The sequence below is a fragment of the Paenibacillus sp. sgz302164 genome, from assembly GCF_056120505.1.
This window is the reverse complement of record NZ_JBVYOL010000005.1, coordinates 141,931-163,455: the sequence shown is the minus strand read 5'-3', so window position 1 is coordinate 163,455 and position 21,525 is coordinate 141,931. Positions and strand designations below refer to the sequence as shown.

Sequence of the window (21,525 nt, the reverse complement as noted above, 5' to 3'; positions counted from 1 at the left end):
GAAGATTTCGTCATTTCGTTAGTACGCATATAAATGCTTGAATTTTATCACCTATATAACGGTTTTCCGTTACGTTGAACAGGTCGATTATGGTCAGATACCACCCTGATTGACCTGTTTTTTATTGAACCTCTATCAAGGGTATACGTTCATATTTAAAAGTTTAGTACCTGATGGATTAATGAAACCAATACCCATGTAGAACGCCACAATGCGAGTTAGCCACCCGTAATGTGGTTTTCTTTTCTGCCGCGGTATCGCTAACAACGAAAAGTACGGCAAAGCAAAGTAAAATAAAACTAGACATGTGAAATTTTCACTAAATTCACGTAAGCGTCAAACCTGTCCCACCTTCAAAGCCTCGAATATCCATGGAAAAATGTAGACAACCCGAAATCAGGAGATTGTCTTATGACTGCCAGGGAACAACTGTGTGCGCCGCCAATCACTTTGTTTAAGTTTAATGCAAAAGGCGAACCGATTCTAGATTTAAATAAAAACTTCGGTAATGCAAAAATGATGGCTAATACAATTTTGCATGAGATTAAGCATTATAGACAATCCCTTAAGTTGGGTAGAAAAGAATTTATGGCATTACCTGTTGAACAAGCTGAGAGGTACGCAACATCGACAAATATTTGGCAAGGGAAAGGATGGGACTTTCTGACGAAGACCTTCAGTGGTTTCAACAGTATTATGACTTTTTTAGGGGGCAATGAATATGAAGTTAGTAATACATTTACTAGAAGGATTCGAATACAGAGCATTAAACAAATCTATCCCTATAGTATTAGAAATATCATCTGATACAAAAGAAATAATATCCGACAAAATTGATATGAAAGAAATTATGTTGTATAAGAATGGAAAGGAAACGTTCGGTTCATTTATAGTCTCGACGTTAAATCTTCCTAAGTATACCTTTACAATTACGGAACACACTCCAAAATATATGATTATAGATGTGGCTGACCACGATGAATCTGAGTTACTGTCAGGGGAATATGAAATTAAAATTTCTATTATGGTTTACGTACCGCTTGAAGATGGGAGATATGCTAGAAAAGAGTTAACAGCTATAAAACAGATAACAATTCTGTAACACTACTTCTATGATATGCTATATTTTTAAAGGTGGGTGGGTGTCGAATGAACCCGTCATTGAACAGGTCAATCATGGTCAGATACGACCATGATTGACCTGTTGATCTCTCCCTGAATGGCCGATGCTACGAAACGCTGCTTCCCTTCTTCCGTTCTTCGGCCATCTGTTTGGTGCCATCGTATTCCGGAGCATTTGCAGGGGATGGGAGTTTGGAAAATTAGTCGTCAGATTAGTGTATGCGCAGGCCGCAGATCCCCTATGGATACGGGCGTACAATCATTTGCCTCATAGTTAGCTTGACAAATGGGCGACTTTCCAGTGAAATAAGGATAAGCTCTGCAGGTCCTTACAAAGAGCAGCATACTGGGAGGTACGTTCATGTCGCGCAAGTGGGAAAGAATGGTAAGTAAAAATGCGAAGAAGGCCAATGTGCTGAGGTCGAAGCAAGGGATATCCCCTATTTCCGATCCTGACAAGCCTCAAGTATTTAAAGGCCGCAGCCTTTTGCTTCCTTTATTGTTCGTAATTATTTTCGTGTTTCTGCTGGCTACGTACACGAAGGCCGACCAGAACGGCATGTATATAGTTACGATATGCGGATACTTATTCGTAGCTTTGTTGATGTATTTCGTTCGCCGCCCCTATTTGAAAATAGGCAAGACCAATCTGGCGAAGAGAGGATATTCGAGAGAACTCATCCTCGAAGCATCGAATATTAAACAAATTGTTTACAAGCCGGGGTCTGTGTCCATTGAACTGGAGAATAAAACGCGGTGGGTTTACTCGAAGCGTATGAACCTTTTCGATGTCGCTGTCATTGCAAAGAAGCTGCAGCGCTTTGCCGAGGTCAATCGGGTTGCTTTCGAGGATCGGACTCAGCAAGAACAGAAATAAAAACAAGAAAAAGGACAGTCGAGCCGCTGATGAAGCGGTCAGGCTGTCCTTTTTCTTGAACGTTGAGAGGAGTACGACTCGCAATTTCAAAGTAATGGATCTTAAGCCGCGGCAGGCAATAGAGCGGCAGTCCCCTCTTTTTTTATTTTGTCCTGACAAAAAAGCACATTTTGTGAGATTTTTGTGAGAATCGGATGTTATAATGTAGTCAAAAAGGACTATAAAATAATAGGCCGATCGGATTAATTCAATGGCCGAATTGGAGAGGTGCTTAAAATGGACGATAAATTTTTTAGCCAGCTGCAGACGATGAGTCATGACGATGAGATGAGGTATAGGGTGCTGATCCGCGGCGTTAAGCAGATTCTGGATGAGAAGCAGAAGAAGGGTTTGCTGAAAAAGATGTTTCCGAAGAAAAAACATATAGAAGCCAAGGCTTGGAAATGAGCGGTTCGGGCGGCATGGGAGCGTGCAGCGCGATAAAATAAAACGGAGCGGGTTCTAAACCCTGGCTCCGTTTTCATTTTGCCCGAGCGGGACTACTCGCGTTTGATGAACAGTTGAAAACGCTGTTTTTCAAATAGTCCAGAGAATAGAAAACCGGCCTGTCGGTGTCGTCAAAGTGGAGCTGCTTCAGTAAAACGATCTCTTCGCCGAGCACGTCAATGGCATTCCGATCCATTTCTTTGGACCTATTCAGCGCGCAGATTTCGGTTATGGCGTAGGCGATGCTGATGCCCATTTTGCTTTTTAAAAAATCGAAAATCGCCCCGGAAAACTGCCCGTCAAAGTGGCCGGCGAAGCTTTGCTGGCCACCGGGTTTCAGGCAGGAACTCATTCACAATACCCTGCTGTCATTGTTATAAACAGCTTGGAAGAAGCCGCCCGAACGCGCCGTAAAAGCGGAGTTCGGGGGCTTCTTTTTGCTAGGGCTGAACAGCTGCTTTATTTCCACATGGAAATACCGAAAATGTGAAGATTGGGCATGATCGGGAGAATTAGGCCCGTGGCGGTTTTGGTACTGTTCAGCCTGGTTTTGGCCGCATACAGATACACCTTGCTGGGCAGCAAGCCCGACTTGTTGTTCATGGTACTCGCCTCCAGGGCGATGACTTCCCCGTTTACGTGAATCGGGTTCCACCAATCGGAAAATCCGAGCGGCACTTGGTCGGTTGTGCCGTCCTCGTATATGACGGTGAGCGTATCCAGACAGCTGCCGAATTGGCTGCTTCCGAGCACCATGATTCCGCGATACCGGTCTGCTTGAAGCGGAACCGACTGGCCCATGCAGGACAAATTATCGAAGGAGTCATCGAGCAGGGCGCGGAAAGCAAAGGACATGTCCGCAACGTGCAGCTCATGGCTTACGGGAATGCCGGCTCTCGCGTAGCTAAACCCGTTGGTATCGTAATCGGCGGTTCCGCTTTCATTGTCGAACCCGCGGGTGTCGAACAGCTGCTGCAGCTGCACATGCTCGATCTTCTGAACGGTGTCATCCGCAGACAGCGGGGCGGGAAAGGCGGAAACGAAAGCCTGATTTTGAATTTTGGAAGGCTCCAATTCAGCAATCAGCCGTTCGACGAGTCCTACTTCGGTTTCGGCGTTCGTCCGTATTCGGCCAATCACATTGTCTTTCATTTTGTCATCCAAAAGATGTAAAGGCATATAGTTCAGCTTGGCGATCAGGCCGCGAATCGTGCTCCACTTGTTGGCAAGCAGTTTCATTTCCCGGGAAAAGTCGCTTAGCTGCGGCAGTCCATACAGGGTTGAAATGTAATCAAGCGTTTTGACATAGTTGAACCGGCCGGTGACCAGCGTGTTCAATTTCGAATTAAGCGGGCCCGCCATAAAGTCGTTATTTTGCGACTCTTTCGCAAAATCGATGGAGCGGAACGTTTCCGCCCACGCCTCAAAGCTGGCCGGCGCGATGTCCAAATACTCCAGCAGTTTGGTCCGCAGGCTTGCCAGCACCTGGTTTTTACCCGGCATACCGGAGCCGGAAGGCTCCATCGTCATGCAGGAAATAAACCCGTCCATGTAATGATCGCGCGGCAGCCGCATATTCTTTTTAACGAAAAAAGGGTCGACGCATAACAGATCGCCGGTTTCGGCGTCAATGCCGGCTACGAGCATCACATGCGTAAAGTAATGGATTTTTTGGTAATTATTATCCCAGGGACTGTAGAAAGTATCGATAATAAGACCGATCGGATTGTTTTGGGATAGCTGTTCTTTGAAGAGGGCTAAGCCGTCGGTCGGGGAAATATTGTGGTATACCTCGATGTTATATCCGTGAAAATGTTGGAGCAAATCCAAAGCATTGCTGAAATTCGTCTGCATCCGGGTTCCGATGGTCTGGTCCGGTCGATCCGGGTCGAAATAAAATTTCAACGCGTCCGCGTACATCAGCTGATATCCACGCCGATACCAGCCGTTCATGGTTACGATGACATCATCAAAACAATCCCCTCCATCGCTTTTTAGCGGTTCGAGTTCAAGCAATTTCATGCACGCATCTCCAACCTTTCCCGTATTTTGGTTTCGAGGGACTTCCATATACTTACATTCATATTAGACTAAATTTTATTTGTTGTATAGTTATCTTGACAAGCTTGAAATCCGCAAGTTAAGATAAAGAAAAAATAACCCTTTAATTGGAAATTAACGCGCGTTAATTTTTACCTCTGCAGTACGATCTGCAAGTTACCGCAACAATTGCCTCCATGTGCATGCAAACGACTCCTTTTACAGCTTTTTCATCCAAGAGCAGCAGCCCCGATGTTCGCCATATCAAGTCGAGGAATAGGAGGACTGTTTGATGTTCGACGTATTTCGACCCGATCATCCGAAATGTTATTCTTTGACTCACCCTCAGAAGCGAATATGGTATACCGAAAAGATATACCCGGACACGTCGCTGTACAACATCGCCGGTTCGGTAAGAATCAATGGGCCCGTCGATTTCAACCTCCTGGAAAAGGCGATACGCCTGCAAATCGCGAGGCATGAAGCGCTTCGCATCAGAGTCGTGGAAATCGACGGAGAACCGCGTCAATATGTGGACGAAAGCGATGCCGAAGCACCGGATTTCATCGATTTTTCCGTCTATGACGATCCTGAGCGGGAATTCCGGCAGTGGCTGGAAAGGGAAGCGCAAACGCCGTTCGTTTTGGAGCGGGGAAGGCTTTGCCGGTTTCCGATGTTCAAAATTTCCGACCAAGATAACGGATTTCTTGTAAAATTCCACCATATCGTTTCCGACGGATGGTCCAGCAATTTGGTCATCGATCAGATTTACGATTGTTATATGACGCTTCTGAACGGACAACCGGCCGAGCTTGAACCGGCGCCCGCCTATCTGGAATATGCCCGGCAGGAGGAACGGTATATCCAATCCGAAAGATTTCAGAAGAACAGGCGGTTTTGGCTGGACAAGTTCAGTGTTCTTCCCGACGTTTTGACGAATCATGGTTACGGTTCCACGGCGGGAAAAAGGAAAACATACGAATTGGATCCCGTTCGTTCTTTGCAAATCAAAGAGCTTGCGGCCAGCGCGAAATGCTCGGTCAACACAATATTCATTTTCCTGTACATGCTGTATATGAACAAGACTGCGGGGCAAACCGATCTTGTCATCGGAGTGCCCGTATTCAACCGTTCGGGGCAAAAGGAGAAGCGAACCGCAGGGATGTTTACAAGCACGATGCCTTTCCGGTATACGTTTGACGATTCGAGCCCGGTTCTGGAGGCGCTTGTCCGTATCCACCAGCAATTGACGGAATGCTACTATAACCAAAAATATCCGTACGACCTTCTCGTTCAGGATCTCGAATTAAATAAAAGAGGGGGCGACGGCTTATTCGGCACTTGTGTGAACTATTACAACACCAAAGTCGCAACCTCGTGGGACGGCTCTCCAGCGAAAGTGGAAGAGCTGTATAACGGAAACCAGCTGTATGCGCTGCAGTTGGTCGTCAAGGATTGGGCCGAATCGGGAGCTTTGCTGCTTGAGATCGATTACAAGCTTCAAGCGTATACGGAACGGCAGATTGAGGATTTGTACGAGCGGCTGAACATACTCGTCGAGCAAATCATTTGCAATCCCGGCGAGCGGATCGCCAGGCTCTCCTTGTTGTCCGAGGCTGAGAAAAGCAAGCAGATTGCGGAATTCAACGATACCGGGGCCGAGTATCCGCGCAGCAAGACGATTCACCGGCTTTTCGAAGAGCAGGCGGCGCGAACGCCGGAGCGGATCGCCATCCGCCACGAGCGGGAAGAGCTCACCTACCGGGAGCTGAACGTAAAGGCGAATCAATTGGCGAGGCGCCTGTCCGCCCGGGGCGTGGGCCGGGAAACGGTTGTCGGGTTATTGACCCGCCATTCCATCGAGACGGTGATCGGCATCTTGGGGATTTTGAAGGCGGGCGGAGCTTACTTGCCGATTGATGCGGCTTACCCGGACGGCAGAATTGCCTATATGCTCGAAAACTCGGGCTGCAGCCTGCTGCTCGCGAACATGGATATAAGGGAACGCGCCCTGATGAAGGGAGAGGTCATAGACCTGAACGACCCCGGCCTGTATCGGGGCGATTCATCCGATCCGGAAGCGGAGAGCGGTCCCGGCGATTTGGTCTACGTCATCTATACGTCGGGTTCGACCGGAACGCCCAAAGGGGTCATGATCGAGCACCGGGGCTTGGTCAATTACATTTGGTGGGCCAAGAACATGTATGTAAAGCAGGAGATCGAAATATTCCCTTTGTATTCGTCCCTTGCCTTCGATCTTACGGTAACTTCGATTTTCACGCCTTTGATTTCCGGAGGCTGCATCATGGTTTACGGCGACGACGGAGACGAATACGTGCTTTTTCGGATTATGAAGGAAAACAAAGCTACGGTCGTCAAGCTGACGCCGGCGCATTTATCTTTGTTAAGGGAGCTGAACCACCAGGATTCATCCGTCAAACGTTTTATTATCGGGGGGGAAGATTTAAGAACGAGCTTGGCCAGGCAAATTGAGGAAAGCTTCGGAGGACGAATTGAGCTTTACAACGAATACGGCCCCACGGAGACGGTTGTCGGATGCATGATTCATGCTTTCGACACGGACCGCGATCATAACGTCTCGGTTCCGATCGGCGTTCCGGCCGACAATGTGCAGATTTATATTCTTGATTCCAATTTGAATCCCGTGCCTGTGCACGTGATTGGAGAACTGTACATTTCAGGGGACGGAATGGCAAGGGGGTACATGAACCGGGAAGATTTGACGAGGGACAAATTTATTCCGAACCCTTTTGCAACAGGCAGGAAGATGTACCGGACGGGGGATCTTGCCCGGTTCTTGGAGGGCGGGAAGATCGAGTATGCGGGCCGGGTCGACCATCAGGTGAAAATTCGCGGCTATCGCATCGAATTGGGCGAGATCGAGCGGTATTTGTGCGAGCACGACGCGATCCGGGAAGCCGTTGTCATCGACCGGCGGCATGAAGACGGAAGCCCGTATCTTTGCGCGTATGTGGTCGGCCAAAGCGGCGTTTCGTCAGCGGTATGGCGAACGTATTTGGCGGACAGGCTGCCGGCGTATATGGTGCCTGCCCATTTCATCGTGATGAATGAAATTCCGCTGAACAAGAACGGGAAGGTCAACCGGGACATGCTGCCCGAACCGGAGAAACGGCAGCAGACCGGGCTTGCGGCCGATATTTTCCGGGATGAGGCGGAAGCGGGACTGGTCGGCATTTTGCGCGATGTGCTGCAAGCCGGCGATATCGGTTTTGCCGACAATTTTTATCATCTTGGCGGCGATTCGATCAAAGCGATCCAGGTTGCTTCGAGGATGAAAAGCGGCGGGTACGGCATCAAAGTCGCGGACATCTTGGCCAACCCTGTGATCGGGGACATGGTAAGGCGCGTAAGCAAATCCGCTGCGGCCGATATGGCCGATCAGCGGCGGTGCGAAGGCGGCATTCGGCCGACGCCTATCGGCTCATGGTTTTTCGCCCAACAATTTGCCGACCGGCATTATTATAACCAATCGTTATTGCTGAATTTGAAGCAGCCTATTGATGCAAGCGATCTTGAACGGTTGATGGATGACCTGATCGAGCATCATGATGCCCTGAGAATACATGTAAGCGCCGATAACGATGGGTTGTTTTACAACAGCCGGGCGGAGAAGTGCCGGGTCGAAGTGTTTCATTTGGCCGATTACGGCTATGAAGAGCAAAAATTGCAAATGCGCCTGCTGGGACAGTCGTTGAAAGCATCGATGGACATTCATCGGGGAGCGCTGCTCAAAGCCTGCCTGTTCGATCTTGGGACGAACGGCACAAGGCTGCTGCTGACGGCTCACCATCTGATCGTCGATGCGGTGTCGTGGACCATTTTGCTGGAAGATCTGGTCAGCCTTCACCGGCAATTCGTCATGAAACAAACGGAGCCGCTGCCCTTGAAGACAGCCTCCGCGCAAAGTTGGGCCGAATATTTGTGGAACCATGCGGAAATCATCGAGAACGAGCGGGCGTATTGGGAGTCTGTTCTCGAGGCCGAGACGGCGGTTCGCGTTGATTTTGCGCTTGGGGAAGATACGGTGGCAAGTTCAGAGACGGTTATCGAGCATTTGGCGGAGGAGGAGACCGGCCGATTGCTTGGCCAGGCCAATGCCGCCTACGGCACCGACACGAAGGACCTGCTTGTCAGCGCTCTTGGCGCCGCTATTTTCGACGTTTTCCAAATGGACGAAGTCGTGATCGAGCTGGAAGGCCACGGCCGGGAACCGTTCGCGGAACCGCTGGATTTGTCAAGAACGGTCGGATGGTTTACAAGCCTGTATCCGGTTAAACTCTTCCAGGTATCTGCCGAGCTTATGCCGGATCGGATCAAGCGCACCAAGGAGCACCTGAGGAAAATTCCCCGGAAAGGCGTCGGATTCGGCGTGCTCGCCCGCTTGACAGAAAGCATCCAGGACAACGGCGGGCAAAAACGGATCAGGTTCAATTATTTAGGCGATTTTGACGCGACTTTCGACAACGATTTATTTTCAATTGCAGATGAACCATCCGGCGTCGAATGCAGCATGGATAACCGGCTCACTTCGCTTCTGGACATGAACGTCATGGTGGTGAACCGGAAGCTGCATGTGTCGGTAACTTACAGCCGCCATCTGTTTAAAGCGGAGACGGTTAACGGGTTTGTGCAAACATACGCGAGTCATTTACAAGCGCTCATCCGCCATTGCTGCGAAAAAAACGAGGTGGAGTTTACGCCGTCCGATTTTGAAACGATCGCTTTATCCCAGGAGTCGCTTGAAGGATTGTATTTCTGAGATTATCTTGCCCGTTGGGAAAGCTGCTGGAAACGAAGACAAATTTACGGTAAAGCGTGGGGATAAACAGGATGATAAATCCAATGAGTAATCCGGTGAATCATTTGTCCATCTTTCAAATTTGCAGAGGCAGGGAATATGCTGGGAGCAGATTTGAAACGAGCAGCCGACCAGAACGATTCAAAAAGGTTAGCGGTCCTTATGTCAGATTAAAGACATCGATTTATACGGAAGAGTCTTTTAGGTCGGCGCCGTTGTCCGGCACGAGGATGCTGGAGCGCATCTTGCTTCCTTCGTTCGGAACGACCGCCGTCAAGTTTTACGGCCATCAGCCGGAGCTTTTATGGTCGTATCCGTCTGCCGGAGGGTGCTACCCGGTTGAAGTGTATGTAGTCATCCGCAGCATGGACGGGATTGAACCCGGCATTTATTATTACAGCGCGCTGCAGACGCTGCTCTACAAAATGCCCGGAGCGGATGCTGCGGACCTGCTTTGCTCCACATTGCTGGAGCAGGACCATAATGCGGACTTTTATTTTGTCCTTTCCATTGTTCCGTGGCGAACTTGCTGGAAATATTCGCATAAAGGCTACCATTTCAGCCTGATCGATTCCGGGCATGCGGTCGCTAATTTTCAGCTGATTCTGCATGCATTGGGTCTGGATCATTCCGTATATACGATAACAAAGTCCAAAGATATCAAGTCGCTGCTTCAATTGGACGACCATGAAGAACCGGTTGCCGTTATTGCGGTTCGCCACCCGTCAACGTCAGACGAAGGAAGCGGCAGTGCTTCGGCTTTGACGATTCTGAACGAGCATGCTGCGTTTGCCGATCACACGATCCCTTCTTCGGAAGATAAAGAAGAGAGTTTGTTCGACTGGAAGCCCATCGCCGATTTTCAAGCCAAGGTAAGCCGTTCCGTTCGCGAACCTTCGGAAGGATGGCTGGCCCGCCATGCGCTGCCGGCCGAATGGGACGATTATAATCAAATTCTGCGGCTTTTGATCGAGCGGAGATCCAGTCCGGCCTACGCGCTTGCGGACATTTCGCGGGACCATTTTTGGCGGATGCTTGATTTTATTCATCAGTTGAACATTTATTCATCCTTTTATATGGTTGTCCATGCCGTCGAGGACATGCTGCCCGGCATTTACCATTTTGACGGTCAACTGAGAATGATCGAAGCGGGGGATTTCAGGCAGGTGTTTGCCAATCTTTGCTTGGGGCAAGCGTTGGTGCATAATTGCTCGATTCTGTTTTTTTTCGTCATGGATGTTTCCCAGGCGGATGAGAGCGACTTGGCGTTATTTCAGCAAAGAGCCATTGCCGACGGTATTTTGGGGCAGCTGATGTATTTGAAATCCCAGGAGCTTCAATTGGCCTACTCCGCGATCGGGGGCTATTACGACGAAGAGGTGAAAGAGCTTTTGCAATTGCCGCATCAATCGCAAATCATGTATGCCGGCGCATGGGGCAAGGGCGATCCGAACTCGGCTTCGATCCGAAAACTTGACCGGTACGTTCTTAATAAACCCGGAAACGGGCTGCAGTAGCCGACCAACCCAAATACGCCGAAAGAAGTCGGGAGGATGATTATGTCGAGGGTCGTTTTCTTCAGTGTGGATATGCACGGTCATGTCAATCCAACGCTCGGATTCATCAGCAAGCTGGTTGAGCGGGGGGAAGAGGTCATTTATTACACGGATGAAAAGTTTCGCGATACGATCGAGAATACCGGAGCCGTCTTCAAAAGCTACAAGGGCGGCATCGGCTTCGGAACCTATGACGGCGGAGGCATCGAGGCTTTTCTGGTGACGGCCGATTTCATTTTGAACAGAAGCCGGGCGGTGATCGATGCTTTCGGGGAAGAGGTTCGGCAATTAAAGCCCGATTATATTATTCATGACGCTTTTTGCTACTGGGGGAGAGAAATCGCGCAGATGCTCGGCGTTCCCGGCATTTCGCTGTTCGCCAATTTTGCTTTTATCGACGAGATGGCCGCTATCGATCCCGCCTTTTTCATGGAAAACGTGCTAAGAGCCGGAGACGATCCTCTCTACAAAAAGCATAAAGGAGAGGTCGACGTATACCGGAAAATAACGGAAAAGCTGTCAAAAATCGTAGCTTTGAAGTACGGTTTGAAACATATCAATGTCGTGAACGATATTTTTTGCAGCAAGGAGCAGCTCAACATCTTGTTTACGTCGAAACAGTTTCAAATTTATCCCGAAGCGTTCGACGACAGCTACTTGTTTGCGGGGTATTCCATATATCCGAGAAAGGAAACGGCCGATTTCCCTTACGAGGCGCTTGACGGAAGAAAGCTTGTTTATATCGCTTTCGGCACTATTTTCAACGCGGTGGCGGATTTTTACGAAACCTGCATCGAAGCTTTTGGGGGAACGGATTATCAGGTCGTGATGTCGGTCGGGCACGAGGTCGGATTGGAGCGGTTGGGGCCGATTCCGGACAATTTCCTCGTATACCCTTACGTTCCTCAGCTGGAAATTTTAAAGCGCGCGGACGTTTTCGTCACGCATGGCGGCGCCAACAGCATCCATGAAAGCTTATGCTTTGAAGTTCCTACAGTCGTCATCCCGCAAAGCTTCGACCAATTTATGGGCGCTATCGCGGTGGAAAGGGCGGGAACAGGCATTTTCATGAAGGACAAGGAGATCGGAGCCGCAGATCTGGCGGAAGCGGTCGACCGCGTTTGGACAAACCCGGCTTATCGCGACAACTGTCTGAACATAAAGCGGTCACTTGCGTCTACAGGCGGATTGGAACGGTTGGCGGATGATATATTCGCTTTCGTCAAACGCGAAAAGGAAAAGGTCGCGAATCGATGAAAAGAGCGCTGATGCCTCTGCTGACGCTGACGTTCCTCATCTTGCAGTGGTTTGCCTCTGCCGGTTCCGCTTTCGCTTCAGCCTCACCGCTGCTCACAGCGGATCAAACAAGCGATATCGAAGCTTATATTCAAAGCAATATGAAGCGGTCGCAAATACCCGGTCTTTCCGTAGTGATCGTGAATGGCTCCGAAACGGTTTATAACAAAGGCTTCGGTTATGCCGACAAAGCCGCCGGGAAATCCGTCACGCCGGATACCTTGTTCGAGCTTGGCTCCACAAGCAAAGCGTTTACGGCGCTCGCGGTTTTTCAGCTTGAAGCTCAAGGGCTATTGCATCTCGAAGACCCTGTAAGCCGGTATTTGCCGTGGTTTCACATGAAAGAAAAAGGGGCGGCGGCGGACATTTCCTTAAGCCAGCTCCTGCACCACACGAGCGGCATTCCGTTCAAAACGATCGGAGACATTCCGAAGTCGGACGCCGAAGACGGGCTGGAACAAACAGTGAGAACGTTGGTCGGGCAGGAACTGGATTTCCCTCCCGGCGACAAATACGTCTATGCCACCATCAACTATGACGTGCTGGGGCTAATCGTTCAGGAAGTGTCGGGCCAGTCCTACGAATCTTATATGGCCGAACATATTTTAAAGCCGCTTGGCATGAATCATACGGTGATGTTCAAAGCGGGTGCCAATTCCGGCGATTTGGCGCAGGGATACAAATTCGCGCTGTTTCGGGCGGCGGCCTATGACGCTCCCGCATACAGGGGCAACGTTCCGGCGGGCTACGTCATCACCAATGGGCAGGACATGGCAAAATGGTTGAAAATTCAGCTGGAAACGGCCGTTCCGGGCGGCTTCGACCGCAGGCTGATCGAGAAGTCCCATCTGCCGGACAAGACGGTCGCGCCCAGCGACGACGGCTCTTCCTACGCTTCGGGCTGGTCGGTTTACCAGAGCGGTTCGGGCGAGCTGTCGCACGGCGGAAACAATCCGAATTTCTCGTCGTATATCGTATTCAGGCCGCAGGACGGCGTCGGCGTGGCCGTCATGGCCAATCTGAACTCCTCCTACACGCAGACGATCGGGCAGGGCGTGATGAACATCATCCAAAACAAAAAGCTGCCGAAGCCGGCGAACGATACGTACAAAAGTATGGATAGCATAGCGTCGGCTGTGCTCTTCATCTCTTTTCCGATCATCGCTTTGACCCTATGGTTGATGTCCGTTTTCGCCCGGCAGGCGCTCGGAAAACAACGGAGATTTACCGGAAACGCGGCCGGCGTTACGCTCGTCTTTCTGACGTTTCTTGTTTTTATGGCCGCTTTCGCTTATTGCCTGTACCGCATCCCGGATGTAATTTATTTCGGGCTTAACTGGAATTTCATTCAAGTGTGGGCGCCTTCTACGCTTGGCGCCGCCGTCCTTGCGGTGTTTGCGGCTGTCTTGCTGTTCAGCCTGTATTTTATGCTCACGCAGTTTTTCCCGAAGCCCGGCGAAAAGCCGATTTTCGTGATGATCGTGCTCAGCATGGCGAGCGGTTTTGGCAATGCGATGATTATATTTGTTGTCAATGAGGCGTTGAACCGCGACAATGAGAAGTTTCAGAGCGGCCTGCTGCTGTATTTGCTCGTCGGCATCGCCGTCTATGTGTGCGGGCAAAGGCTGGTCAGAAGCCGTTTGATCCATATGGCCAACAACATGGTGTACCAGAAGCGAACGGATTTGATTCGAAAAATTTTGAATACGTCCTATCAAAAAGTCGAAAAGCTGGAATACGGAAAAATCCAGGCGGCGCTGAACAACGACACGGAGACGATCAGCGATTTTTCCAACATCGTCATTACCGGCGCGACAAGTCTCGTTACGCTGATTTGCTGTTTTGTCTACATGGGTACGATCAGCGTGTACGGATTGCTCGTTTCGGTGCTCGTCATTGTACTCGCCGCCGGGCTCCATTTTGGGATGGGCAAACAGGCAGGCAAGCTGTGGGAACAGACGCGGGACATTCAAAATGTCTTTTTTACCTTTATTAACGATTTAATCGCCGGGTTCAAAGAACTGAGCATCCATAACGGCAAACGGGAGGACTTCAAGCGCGATATGATCGCCAGCTCTTCTACGTACAGGCAAAAGCGCATTCAGGGCGATATGAAGTTTGCCAATGTGAACGTGATCGGAGAGCTGCTGTTTTCTTTTGTTGTCGGCGTGATCGCTTTCCTGTTCCCTGTGCTGTTTCCCGATTTAAAAGATACGTCGATTCGGACTTATGTTTTCGTGCTGCTGTATATGACCGGGCCTATTCACGGCATTTTGGGCACGATTCCGAATTTGTTCAGGGTGAAAATCAGCTGGGGCAGAATTAACGAGCTTTCCCGGCAGCTCGATGCCGCAGACGGGGAGCAGACCGCCCGTTTGGCGGAGCCGCAGCCGGCCCCTTTCGCGGAGCTGGAGCTGGTAAACGTCGTCTACCAGTATACGAACGAGGAAGGCGAAACCTTCAAGGTCGGGCCCGTCGATTTGGCGTTCCGTTCAGGCGAAATTACGTTCATAACCGGCGGGAACGGCAGCGGGAAGTCGACGCTGGCCAAGCTTATTTCCGGCTTGTATGCGCCTGACAGCGGCGAAGTCCGGGTGAACGGAACCGGCATCGATACGCAGCGGCTTGGACAGCATTATGCTGCGGTTTTTAGCGATTTTCATCTGTTCGCGAAGCTGTATGGCATCGATTGGGAAGCAAAAACGGGCGACGTCGAAACGTATTTGAGCGTTTTGGGTTTGCACGACAAGGTCCGCATCCAGGACGGCGAATGGAGCACGCTCCGGCTTTCCGCCGGGCAAAGGAAACGGTTAGCGCTGCTGGTCAGCTATTTGGAGGATCGCCCGATCTATTTGTTCGACGAATGGGCGGCCGATCAGGACCCCGAGTTCAGGCAGTTTTTTTATGACACGCTGCTGCCGGAACTGACGGGCAGAGGGAAATGCGTCATTGCGATTACGCATGACGACCGGTTTTTCGGCATGGCCGATCAGATCGTTAAGATGGAGACGGGGAAAGTCATGAAGCGCGAAAGACGCAGTTTTGCGGCGGCCGCCATGGATACGGCCATGAATTCGTGAAGAGGGTGGGAGCATTGATGGCAACGGACGCGAATAAGTTGGACAAAAGAAATATAGAAGACGTGCTGGCCTTGACGTCTACCCAGGAAGGAATGCTCTATCACTATTTGAGCAGCGAAGAGAACGGTTTTTATTTCCAGCAGCTGACTTTGCGGCTTTCCGGCGAAATGTGCCTGCAGTCGCTGACAAAAGCATGGAACTACGTCATAGAGACGAATGAAATGCTGCGGACGGTATTCAGATGGAAAAAGCTTGAGCATCCCGTGCAAATTGTGCTGGCCGCAATCGAAGTTCCGATGATGACGTACGATGTGTCCTCCTACCCTGCCGAAGACCGGGAAAGGCTGGCCCGGGAAATCGGGGAGCGGGACAGGCGGACGCAAATTGATCTGGAAACGCGGCCTTTTCGAATTACATGGTGCAAGCTTGACGATGTGCGCTCCGAAATGATCGTCACCTGGCATCATTTGGTGTATGACGGCTGGAGCAACGGCATTATTTTGCAGGAATTTATGGCCGCCTATGACGCGTTCCATTCGGGCCAAGAGCCTGTAAAACCCCGGAAAACGAAATTCAAGGAGTTTATCAAATGGCATCAGGGCCAGGACAAGCGCGAGCAGCAAGTGTTTTGGAGCGAGTGCCTGAAGGATGCTGCGGACCGCACTTCCTTGCCGCACGTTCTGGAGGACCGTTCGGAAACGGAGTCCGGCAAGGCCGCGAGCCATACGGCGGCGTTCACGGCTTCGGAAGTAAGCGCCATGACCGAATTTGCGGCGAGCCGCCAAATTACGCCGGCTGCGCTGCTGTACAGCGCTTGGGCTGTCCTACTGCACAAATACAACCGGTCCGGTGATATCGTTTTCGGAACGACCGTGTCGGGCCGGGTGCCGGATGTCGATCGGGTGGACGAGATGGTGGGGCTTTTTATCAATACGATCCCTTTGAGGGTTCATTTCCCCGATGGCGGACGTGCGGAGGAACTGATCCGATCCGTCGACGGCATGCTGAAAAAGAGAGAACGGTTCGAAAACACCCCTTTGCCGGATATCGGGCGGTACAGCGGGATGACGGGGAAGGACGATTATTTCGATTCGATCGTCGTGATCGAAAACTATCCGCTGGACAGCAGCGCGAAGCAAGGCCGTTACCTTAAGGTTGACGGCTACAGCATGCATGAAACGACGCATTACGCTTTGACGCTTGGCATCCAAACTTTCGGCGAGTGGGAGATCGAGTTCGCCTATCATACGAGCGGCTTTTCCAAGGATGCGATGGAACGGATCGCCGGGCATTTCAAGGAAGTGATGCGGCAAATGATCCGCCGCCCGGACGTGCAGGTCAGCGACATCGGGATCGTCACGGAGCGGGAGCGGCATCAACTGCTCAGCGATTTTAACCGCCCAATCCGGAAGCATGGCCCTGAGCTTATTCATCAAATGTTTGAACAGCAAGCCCGCCAAACGCCGGACCATATTGCGGTTATTTGCGAGGGGAACAAATACAGCTACAGGGAAATTAACGAAATGGCCAACAGGCTGGCCAGGCGGCTTAGGGAAGCGGGCATGGCGCCCGACGGTCTCGTCGCCCTGCTGATGGAACGGTCGGCTTATTTCATCGTCGCCATGCTCGGCGTGCTGAAGGCGGGAGGCGCGTATATTCCGATCGATCATACGTTTGCGGCCGAAAGAATTGCTTATATTTTGCGCGACAGCGCTGCGGGTATTGTTTTGACGCGCAAGGGGGCGGCGGATGGGCTCGCTTTTGCAGGAACGGTCATCCATGCGGACGACGATCTTTTGCGCACCGGCGATAGCGCCGATTTGGAGAATGTCAACGTTTCGGAGCATCTCGCTTACGTCATCTACACGTCCGGCTCGACCGGCAATCCGAAGGGCGTCATGGCGGAGCATCGGAATTTGCTGAGTTACGTGCAAGCGTTTCAGGACGAATTTGGCCTGACGGCGGGGGATGTCGTCCTCCAGCAAGCTTCATGCTCCTTCGATCATTTTGTGGAGGAAGCGTATCCCGCATTGTTAAGCGGGGGAACGATCGTCATCGCCAACCGGATGGACGTTATCGATATCGATCGGCTGACAGCGCTTATCGAGGAGCACACCATTAGCGTCGTGACGGTTCAGCCGCTGCTTTTGAACGAATTGAACAAGCGGGAGCGGCTGGCGAGCGTTCATACTTTCATCAGCGGAGGGGACGTATTTAAATTTGAGCATTTTTCCAATCTCGTGAAGTATGCGAATGTATACAATTCTTACGGGCCTACGGAATCTACGGTTTGCGCAACCTATTACAAATGCGGTACCCAAATGGTGAAAAACATTCCCATCGGCTCGCCGATTACGGGTTATAACGTATACGTTTTGGATGAAGGAAACCGGTTAATGCCCATCGGCATACCGGGGGAAATTTGCATTGCCGGCAGCGGCGTAAGCAGAGGGTATTTGAACAACCCGGATTTGACGGAGCGGGCCTTCGTCGCGAACCCTTTCGATTCCGGAACCCGCATGTACCGGACAGGCGATATCGGGGTTTGGCAGCCGGACGGCCGTATCCGGTTTGTCGGCAGAAACGACGAACAGGTCAAAATACGGGGCTACCGGATCGATCCGCGGGAAATCGAGCATGCGCTGCTGGGGCATAAAGCCGTCGGCGAGGCGGTCGTTTTGCCGATTGACGACGCGAGCGGAACGAAGTGCATCGCCGCTTACATCAAGCCGGCGGACGAGATCGAAAGCTATGCGTTGAGGGAGTATTTGAGCGGGCGTCTTCCTCATTATATGCTCCCTTCCTATTACTATAAGATCGATGAAGTTCCGCGGACGGGCAATGACAAAATCGACAAAAAAGCGCTCATGCGGTCCAAGGAAAGGTTGAACGCCGGCGTTTTGGAAGAGCAGTTCGCCAGCGAAACCGAACATAAAATTATGGCGGTATGGAAAGAAATTTTGCAGTCGGACAGCGTGGGCCTTCATGACAATTTCTTCGATATCGGGGGGAATTCGATTTTGCTGATGCACATGCACGCCAAGCTGGAAAAAGAGTACGCCTGGGGGACGAACATTGCGGATTTATTTTCGCAGTCCACTATTTCCAAGCTGGCCGGTTGGGTGGATGCGAAGGACAGGGCTCCGCTGTCCGAACGGCCGGCCGTCGCGGGCTATCAGCCGCTGCCTGCCGCTTATTTCGCGCATCAGCCGCACGCAAGCGGGGTCGGGGTCGTCCGGTTTCATCTGCAAAACGGACTGCCGGAATCGCTCCGGCAATTGGCCGCCGAGAGCAATGTCGAATTGGTTGACGTGCTGGTGTCCATGTACGGCTATCTTTTTACCGAAATCAGCGGAAGCAAGACCGCAACGCTGCATTGTTTGTCGGAGGACGGCGGGGACGTGCTGCCGGTGCGGATTGATTTGGCGGAACTGCAAGGCTTTCAGGAGCTGTTCCGGTTCGTAAACGGCGCGAGGAGCGGTTCCGGGGGCCTGGAAGCGTACCGGTTTAACGGAAGGGACGGACTCGCTTTGGACGTGACGAGCAAACCCAAAGATGCCGTGCTGCCGTTCGTTTACAAAGGCGCCGGGCCAGGGGAGGTTGACCGGTTGCTGGAAGTGTACGATATTGCGCTCGGCATCGAAGGGGACGGCGACGGGAAGCGGATCTCTTTTGTGGGCAAGTTTAACGGCAAAAGGCTCGATAAAGAAAAGATGAACACCCTTTTCCGTTCCTATGGCCGATTGCTCACACAGTTGTCTCAGAGCAGGGTCTATTCATGACGGCGTTCAGCATCTTCTTTTTTTCGTCGGACAGCGAGGAAAATGCCGGGCACAAATACGGCTCTCTTTTGGAAATCGCCCAATTTGCCGATGAGCGCGGGTTTGCAGCCATCTGGACTCCGGAGCGGCATTTCCATCGTTTCGGCGGCCTGTTTCCGAATCCGTCCGTCCTCAGCGCCGCCATCGCCGTCAAAACCGAGCGGATCCGAATCCGGGCCGGGAGCATCTCGCTTCCTTTTCACCACCCGATTCGCGTCGCCGAAGATTGGTCTGTCGTTGACAATTTGTCGAACGGCAGGGTCGACATTTCCGTGACTTACGGGTGGCATCCCAAAGAATACGTGCTGGCGCCCGATCATTTCGAAATCCGCAAAGAGATTATGTTCGAGCGGATCGATATTTTGCAGCGGCTTTGGCGGGGGGAGCCCGTGACGTTCCCTTCCGGCGATACCGAGCATGTCATTGATCAGATTTATCCCGAGCCCAAACAGCGCAAGCTCGACATCTGGGTGACGACGGCAAGAACGAAAGAAACTTGGAGAAAAGCGGGCGAGATCGGGGCCAACATTTTAACCGCGCTGTATGCTATCGACATCGCCACGCTTCAGGAGAATATCGCCATTTACCGCAGCGAGCGGAGGAAATTCGGACATGCCTCGGACGGTGTCGTCACGCTTATGCTGCACACATTTATGGGCGAGGATGTCCAGAGGGTCAGGGAGACGGTACGCGAGCCGATGATTCAATATTTGATGCGGCATACCGAGATGTACGATGCGGAAATGATCCGGAAAGCGCTGGGCATAAGCCCCGAGCAAATTACCGATGCGCACCGCCGGTTGCTGGCTTCCATGGCGTTCGAGCGATATTGGAAAGAATGCGCGCTCTTCGGCAGCCCGGAGTCATGCGCCCGCACGGTGGACGCCATGGCTTCCATCGGCGTTAACGAAATTGCCTGTCTCGTTGATTTTGGGCTGCGGCACGCCGATATTCTCGAAAGTTTGGAGCAGGTGGACCGCTTAAGGCGGCGTTACGGTTCGTGAAGCAAGGACAGACTCCCAGGAGTCAGTCCGATGAATCACGTAGAAGGTATGCACAAAAGTAACTCCGTCGGACTGACTCATGGATGACGGATTGGGTGGAAAGGAATGGTATTCATGCGAAAATTGGCTTTCCTGTTTCCCGGGCAAGGCTCGCAATATGCAGGTATGGGCAAAGAGCTTTACGACGGATACGCGTCGGCGAGGCAAGTTTTTCAAGAGGCTGACGATACGTTGAACGAAAGTTTGAGCAAGCTGTGCTTTGAGGGCAGCCTCGAGCAATTGTCGCGGACGGAGTATACGCAGCCTGCTCTGCTGACGGTCAGTGTGGCGGCGTACATGGTATTTATGGAGGAAATTGGTATATCTCCCGTTTATGCCGCAGGGCATAGTCTGGGCGAATTTTCGGCGCTCGCGTGCGCTGGCGCTATCCGCTTCGCGGATGCCGTGACCCTTGTCCGGGCGAGAGGACGGTTTATGCAGGAAGCGGCGGCGGAAGGGATCGGGGCGATGTGCGCCGTGATGAGAATCGGCAAAGAGACGATTCATGCGGAGTGCGAGCGCGCATCCGGTCACGGCGGGGAGGTTGTCGTTTCGAATTACAACGCGCCGGACCAAATCGTTATTTCCGGGCATGCGGAGGCGGTGCGGACGGCCGCACAAAGATTGGAGGCGCAAGGCGCAAGGCTTTCTTACTTGAACGTCAGCGCGCCTTTTCATAGCCCGCTTATGGCGCCTGCGGCGGCAAAGCTGGAAAAAGAACTGAACCGCTGCGCTTTCGGCCCGTTCCGCTGGCCCGTTTTGTCCAATGTGACAGGGGAGCCTTATTCGGAGCCGGATGAGATCGTGCGGAATTTGGTCGCGCAAATGATATCGCCTGTCAGATGGGACGCGACGATGCGGTATCTCAGCCGCAATGGCGTCGAGAAGGCGATTGAGCTCGGACCGAAAAGAGTGCTGGCCAACCTGGCGAAGACGAATGATCCGCAAATGATAGGCTACCCTTTTGAAAAATTGGAAAATCTGGAAGAAGTCCGCAAAGGGCTGGAGCCGGAATTGCGGGAGCAAGCGCAAAGAAATACCGTCAACAACGTAGTCACAAAATGCCTGACGGCAGCGGTGAGCACGCGCAATACGAATTGGGACGACGATGCATACCGCCGGGGAGTTGTTGAGCCTTACCGGAACATTCAATCGATGCAGGAACAGCTGGACAAGAACGGGAGTAGCCCCGATTTTGGGCAAATGAATGAAGCGCTGCGAATGCTGAAGCTGATTATGGATACGAAAGGGGTTTCCGAAGCCGAACAAAGGGAACGGTTCCGCGAAATTGTGGAAGATACGGGTACGCGAGAGCAGTTTGCGCACTTCTACAGCGCTTAGCCGCGCACAACCAGGAGGTGAAG

General features: G+C 51.7%; 12 protein-coding genes. 10 read left to right on the top strand and 2 right to left on the bottom strand.

Features of this window, described 5'->3' with window-relative positions:
- Nucleotides 1-721 precede the first annotated feature (721 nt).
- The 3 genes from AC0LWT_RS10470 (at nt 722) to AC0LWT_RS10460 (ending at nt 2,446) form a co-directional block, all read left to right on the top strand.
- Nucleotides 722-1,102 (top strand): hypothetical protein, encoded by a 381-nt coding sequence (locus AC0LWT_RS10470; protein ID WP_474681181.1) that lies wholly within the window; start codon nt 722-724, stop codon nt 1,100-1,102.
- 381 nt (nt 1,103-1,483) lie between these two features.
- On the top strand, nt 1,484-1,999 hold the full coding sequence (locus AC0LWT_RS10465; RefSeq protein ID WP_474681180.1) for a hypothetical protein: 516 nt from the start codon (nt 1,484-1,486) through the stop codon (nt 1,997-1,999).
- Nucleotides 2,000-2,275: 276 nt separating this feature from the next.
- Nucleotides 2,276-2,446, top strand: a complete 171-nt coding sequence (locus tag AC0LWT_RS10460) for a hypothetical protein (protein ID WP_474681179.1) — start codon at nt 2,276-2,278, stop codon at nt 2,444-2,446.
- Nucleotides 2,447-2,519: 73 nt separating this feature from the next.
- On the opposite strand, the gene AC0LWT_RS10455 is transcribed toward AC0LWT_RS10460, so the two are convergent.
- Nucleotides 2,520-2,837, bottom strand: a complete 318-nt coding sequence (locus tag AC0LWT_RS10455) for a hypothetical protein (protein ID WP_474681178.1) — start codon at nt 2,835-2,837, stop codon at nt 2,520-2,522.
- Nucleotides 2,838-2,944: 107 nt separating this feature from the next.
- Complete coding sequence (locus AC0LWT_RS10450) at nt 2,945-4,507, bottom strand: cysteine peptidase family C39 domain-containing protein (RefSeq protein WP_474681177.1); 1,563 nt, start codon at nt 4,505-4,507, stop codon at nt 2,945-2,947.
- A 310-nt stretch (nt 4,508-4,817) separates the two neighbouring features.
- On the opposite strand from AC0LWT_RS10450, the gene AC0LWT_RS10445 reads away from it, so the two are divergent.
- The 7 genes from AC0LWT_RS10445 (at nt 4,818) to fabD (ending at nt 21,502) form a co-directional block, all read left to right on the top strand.
- A complete protein-coding gene (locus tag AC0LWT_RS10445; RefSeq protein WP_474681176.1) occupies nt 4,818-9,326 on the top strand; it encodes an amino acid adenylation domain-containing protein in 4,509 nt (1,502 codons plus the stop codon).
- A gap of 83 nt (nt 9,327-9,409) precedes the next feature.
- Nucleotides 9,410-10,882, top strand: a complete 1,473-nt coding sequence (locus tag AC0LWT_RS10440) for a SagB family peptide dehydrogenase (RefSeq protein ID WP_474681175.1) — start codon at nt 9,410-9,412, stop codon at nt 10,880-10,882.
- A 42-nt stretch (nt 10,883-10,924) separates the two neighbouring features.
- Complete coding sequence (locus AC0LWT_RS10435; protein ID WP_474681174.1) at nt 10,925-12,178, top strand: macrolide family glycosyltransferase; 1,254 nt, start codon at nt 10,925-10,927, stop codon at nt 12,176-12,178.
- Entirely contained in the window at nt 12,175-15,297 is a 3,123-nt protein-coding gene (locus tag AC0LWT_RS10430) for a cyclic peptide export ABC transporter (RefSeq protein ID WP_474681173.1), read from the top strand. Before AC0LWT_RS10435 ends, AC0LWT_RS10430 begins: the two co-directional genes overlap by 4 nt.
- Nucleotides 15,298-15,314: 17 nt before the next feature.
- A complete protein-coding gene (locus AC0LWT_RS10425) occupies nt 15,315-19,079 on the top strand; it encodes a non-ribosomal peptide synthetase (protein WP_474681172.1) in 3,765 nt (1,254 codons plus the stop codon).
- The gene (locus tag AC0LWT_RS10420) at nt 19,076-20,122 is read left to right on the top strand and encodes a MupA/Atu3671 family FMN-dependent luciferase-like monooxygenase (protein ID WP_474681171.1); all 1,047 of its coding nucleotides are present in this window, start codon (nt 19,076-19,078) and stop codon (nt 20,120-20,122) included. The genes AC0LWT_RS10425 and AC0LWT_RS10420 overlap by 4 nt, the downstream gene beginning before the upstream one ends.
- A 114-nt stretch (nt 20,123-20,236) precedes the next feature.
- Nucleotides 20,237-21,502, top strand: coding sequence for an ACP S-malonyltransferase (gene fabD / locus AC0LWT_RS10415; protein WP_474681170.1), 1,266 nt, complete (start codon nt 20,237-20,239; stop codon nt 21,500-21,502).
- Nucleotides 21,503-21,525 lie beyond the last annotated feature (23 nt).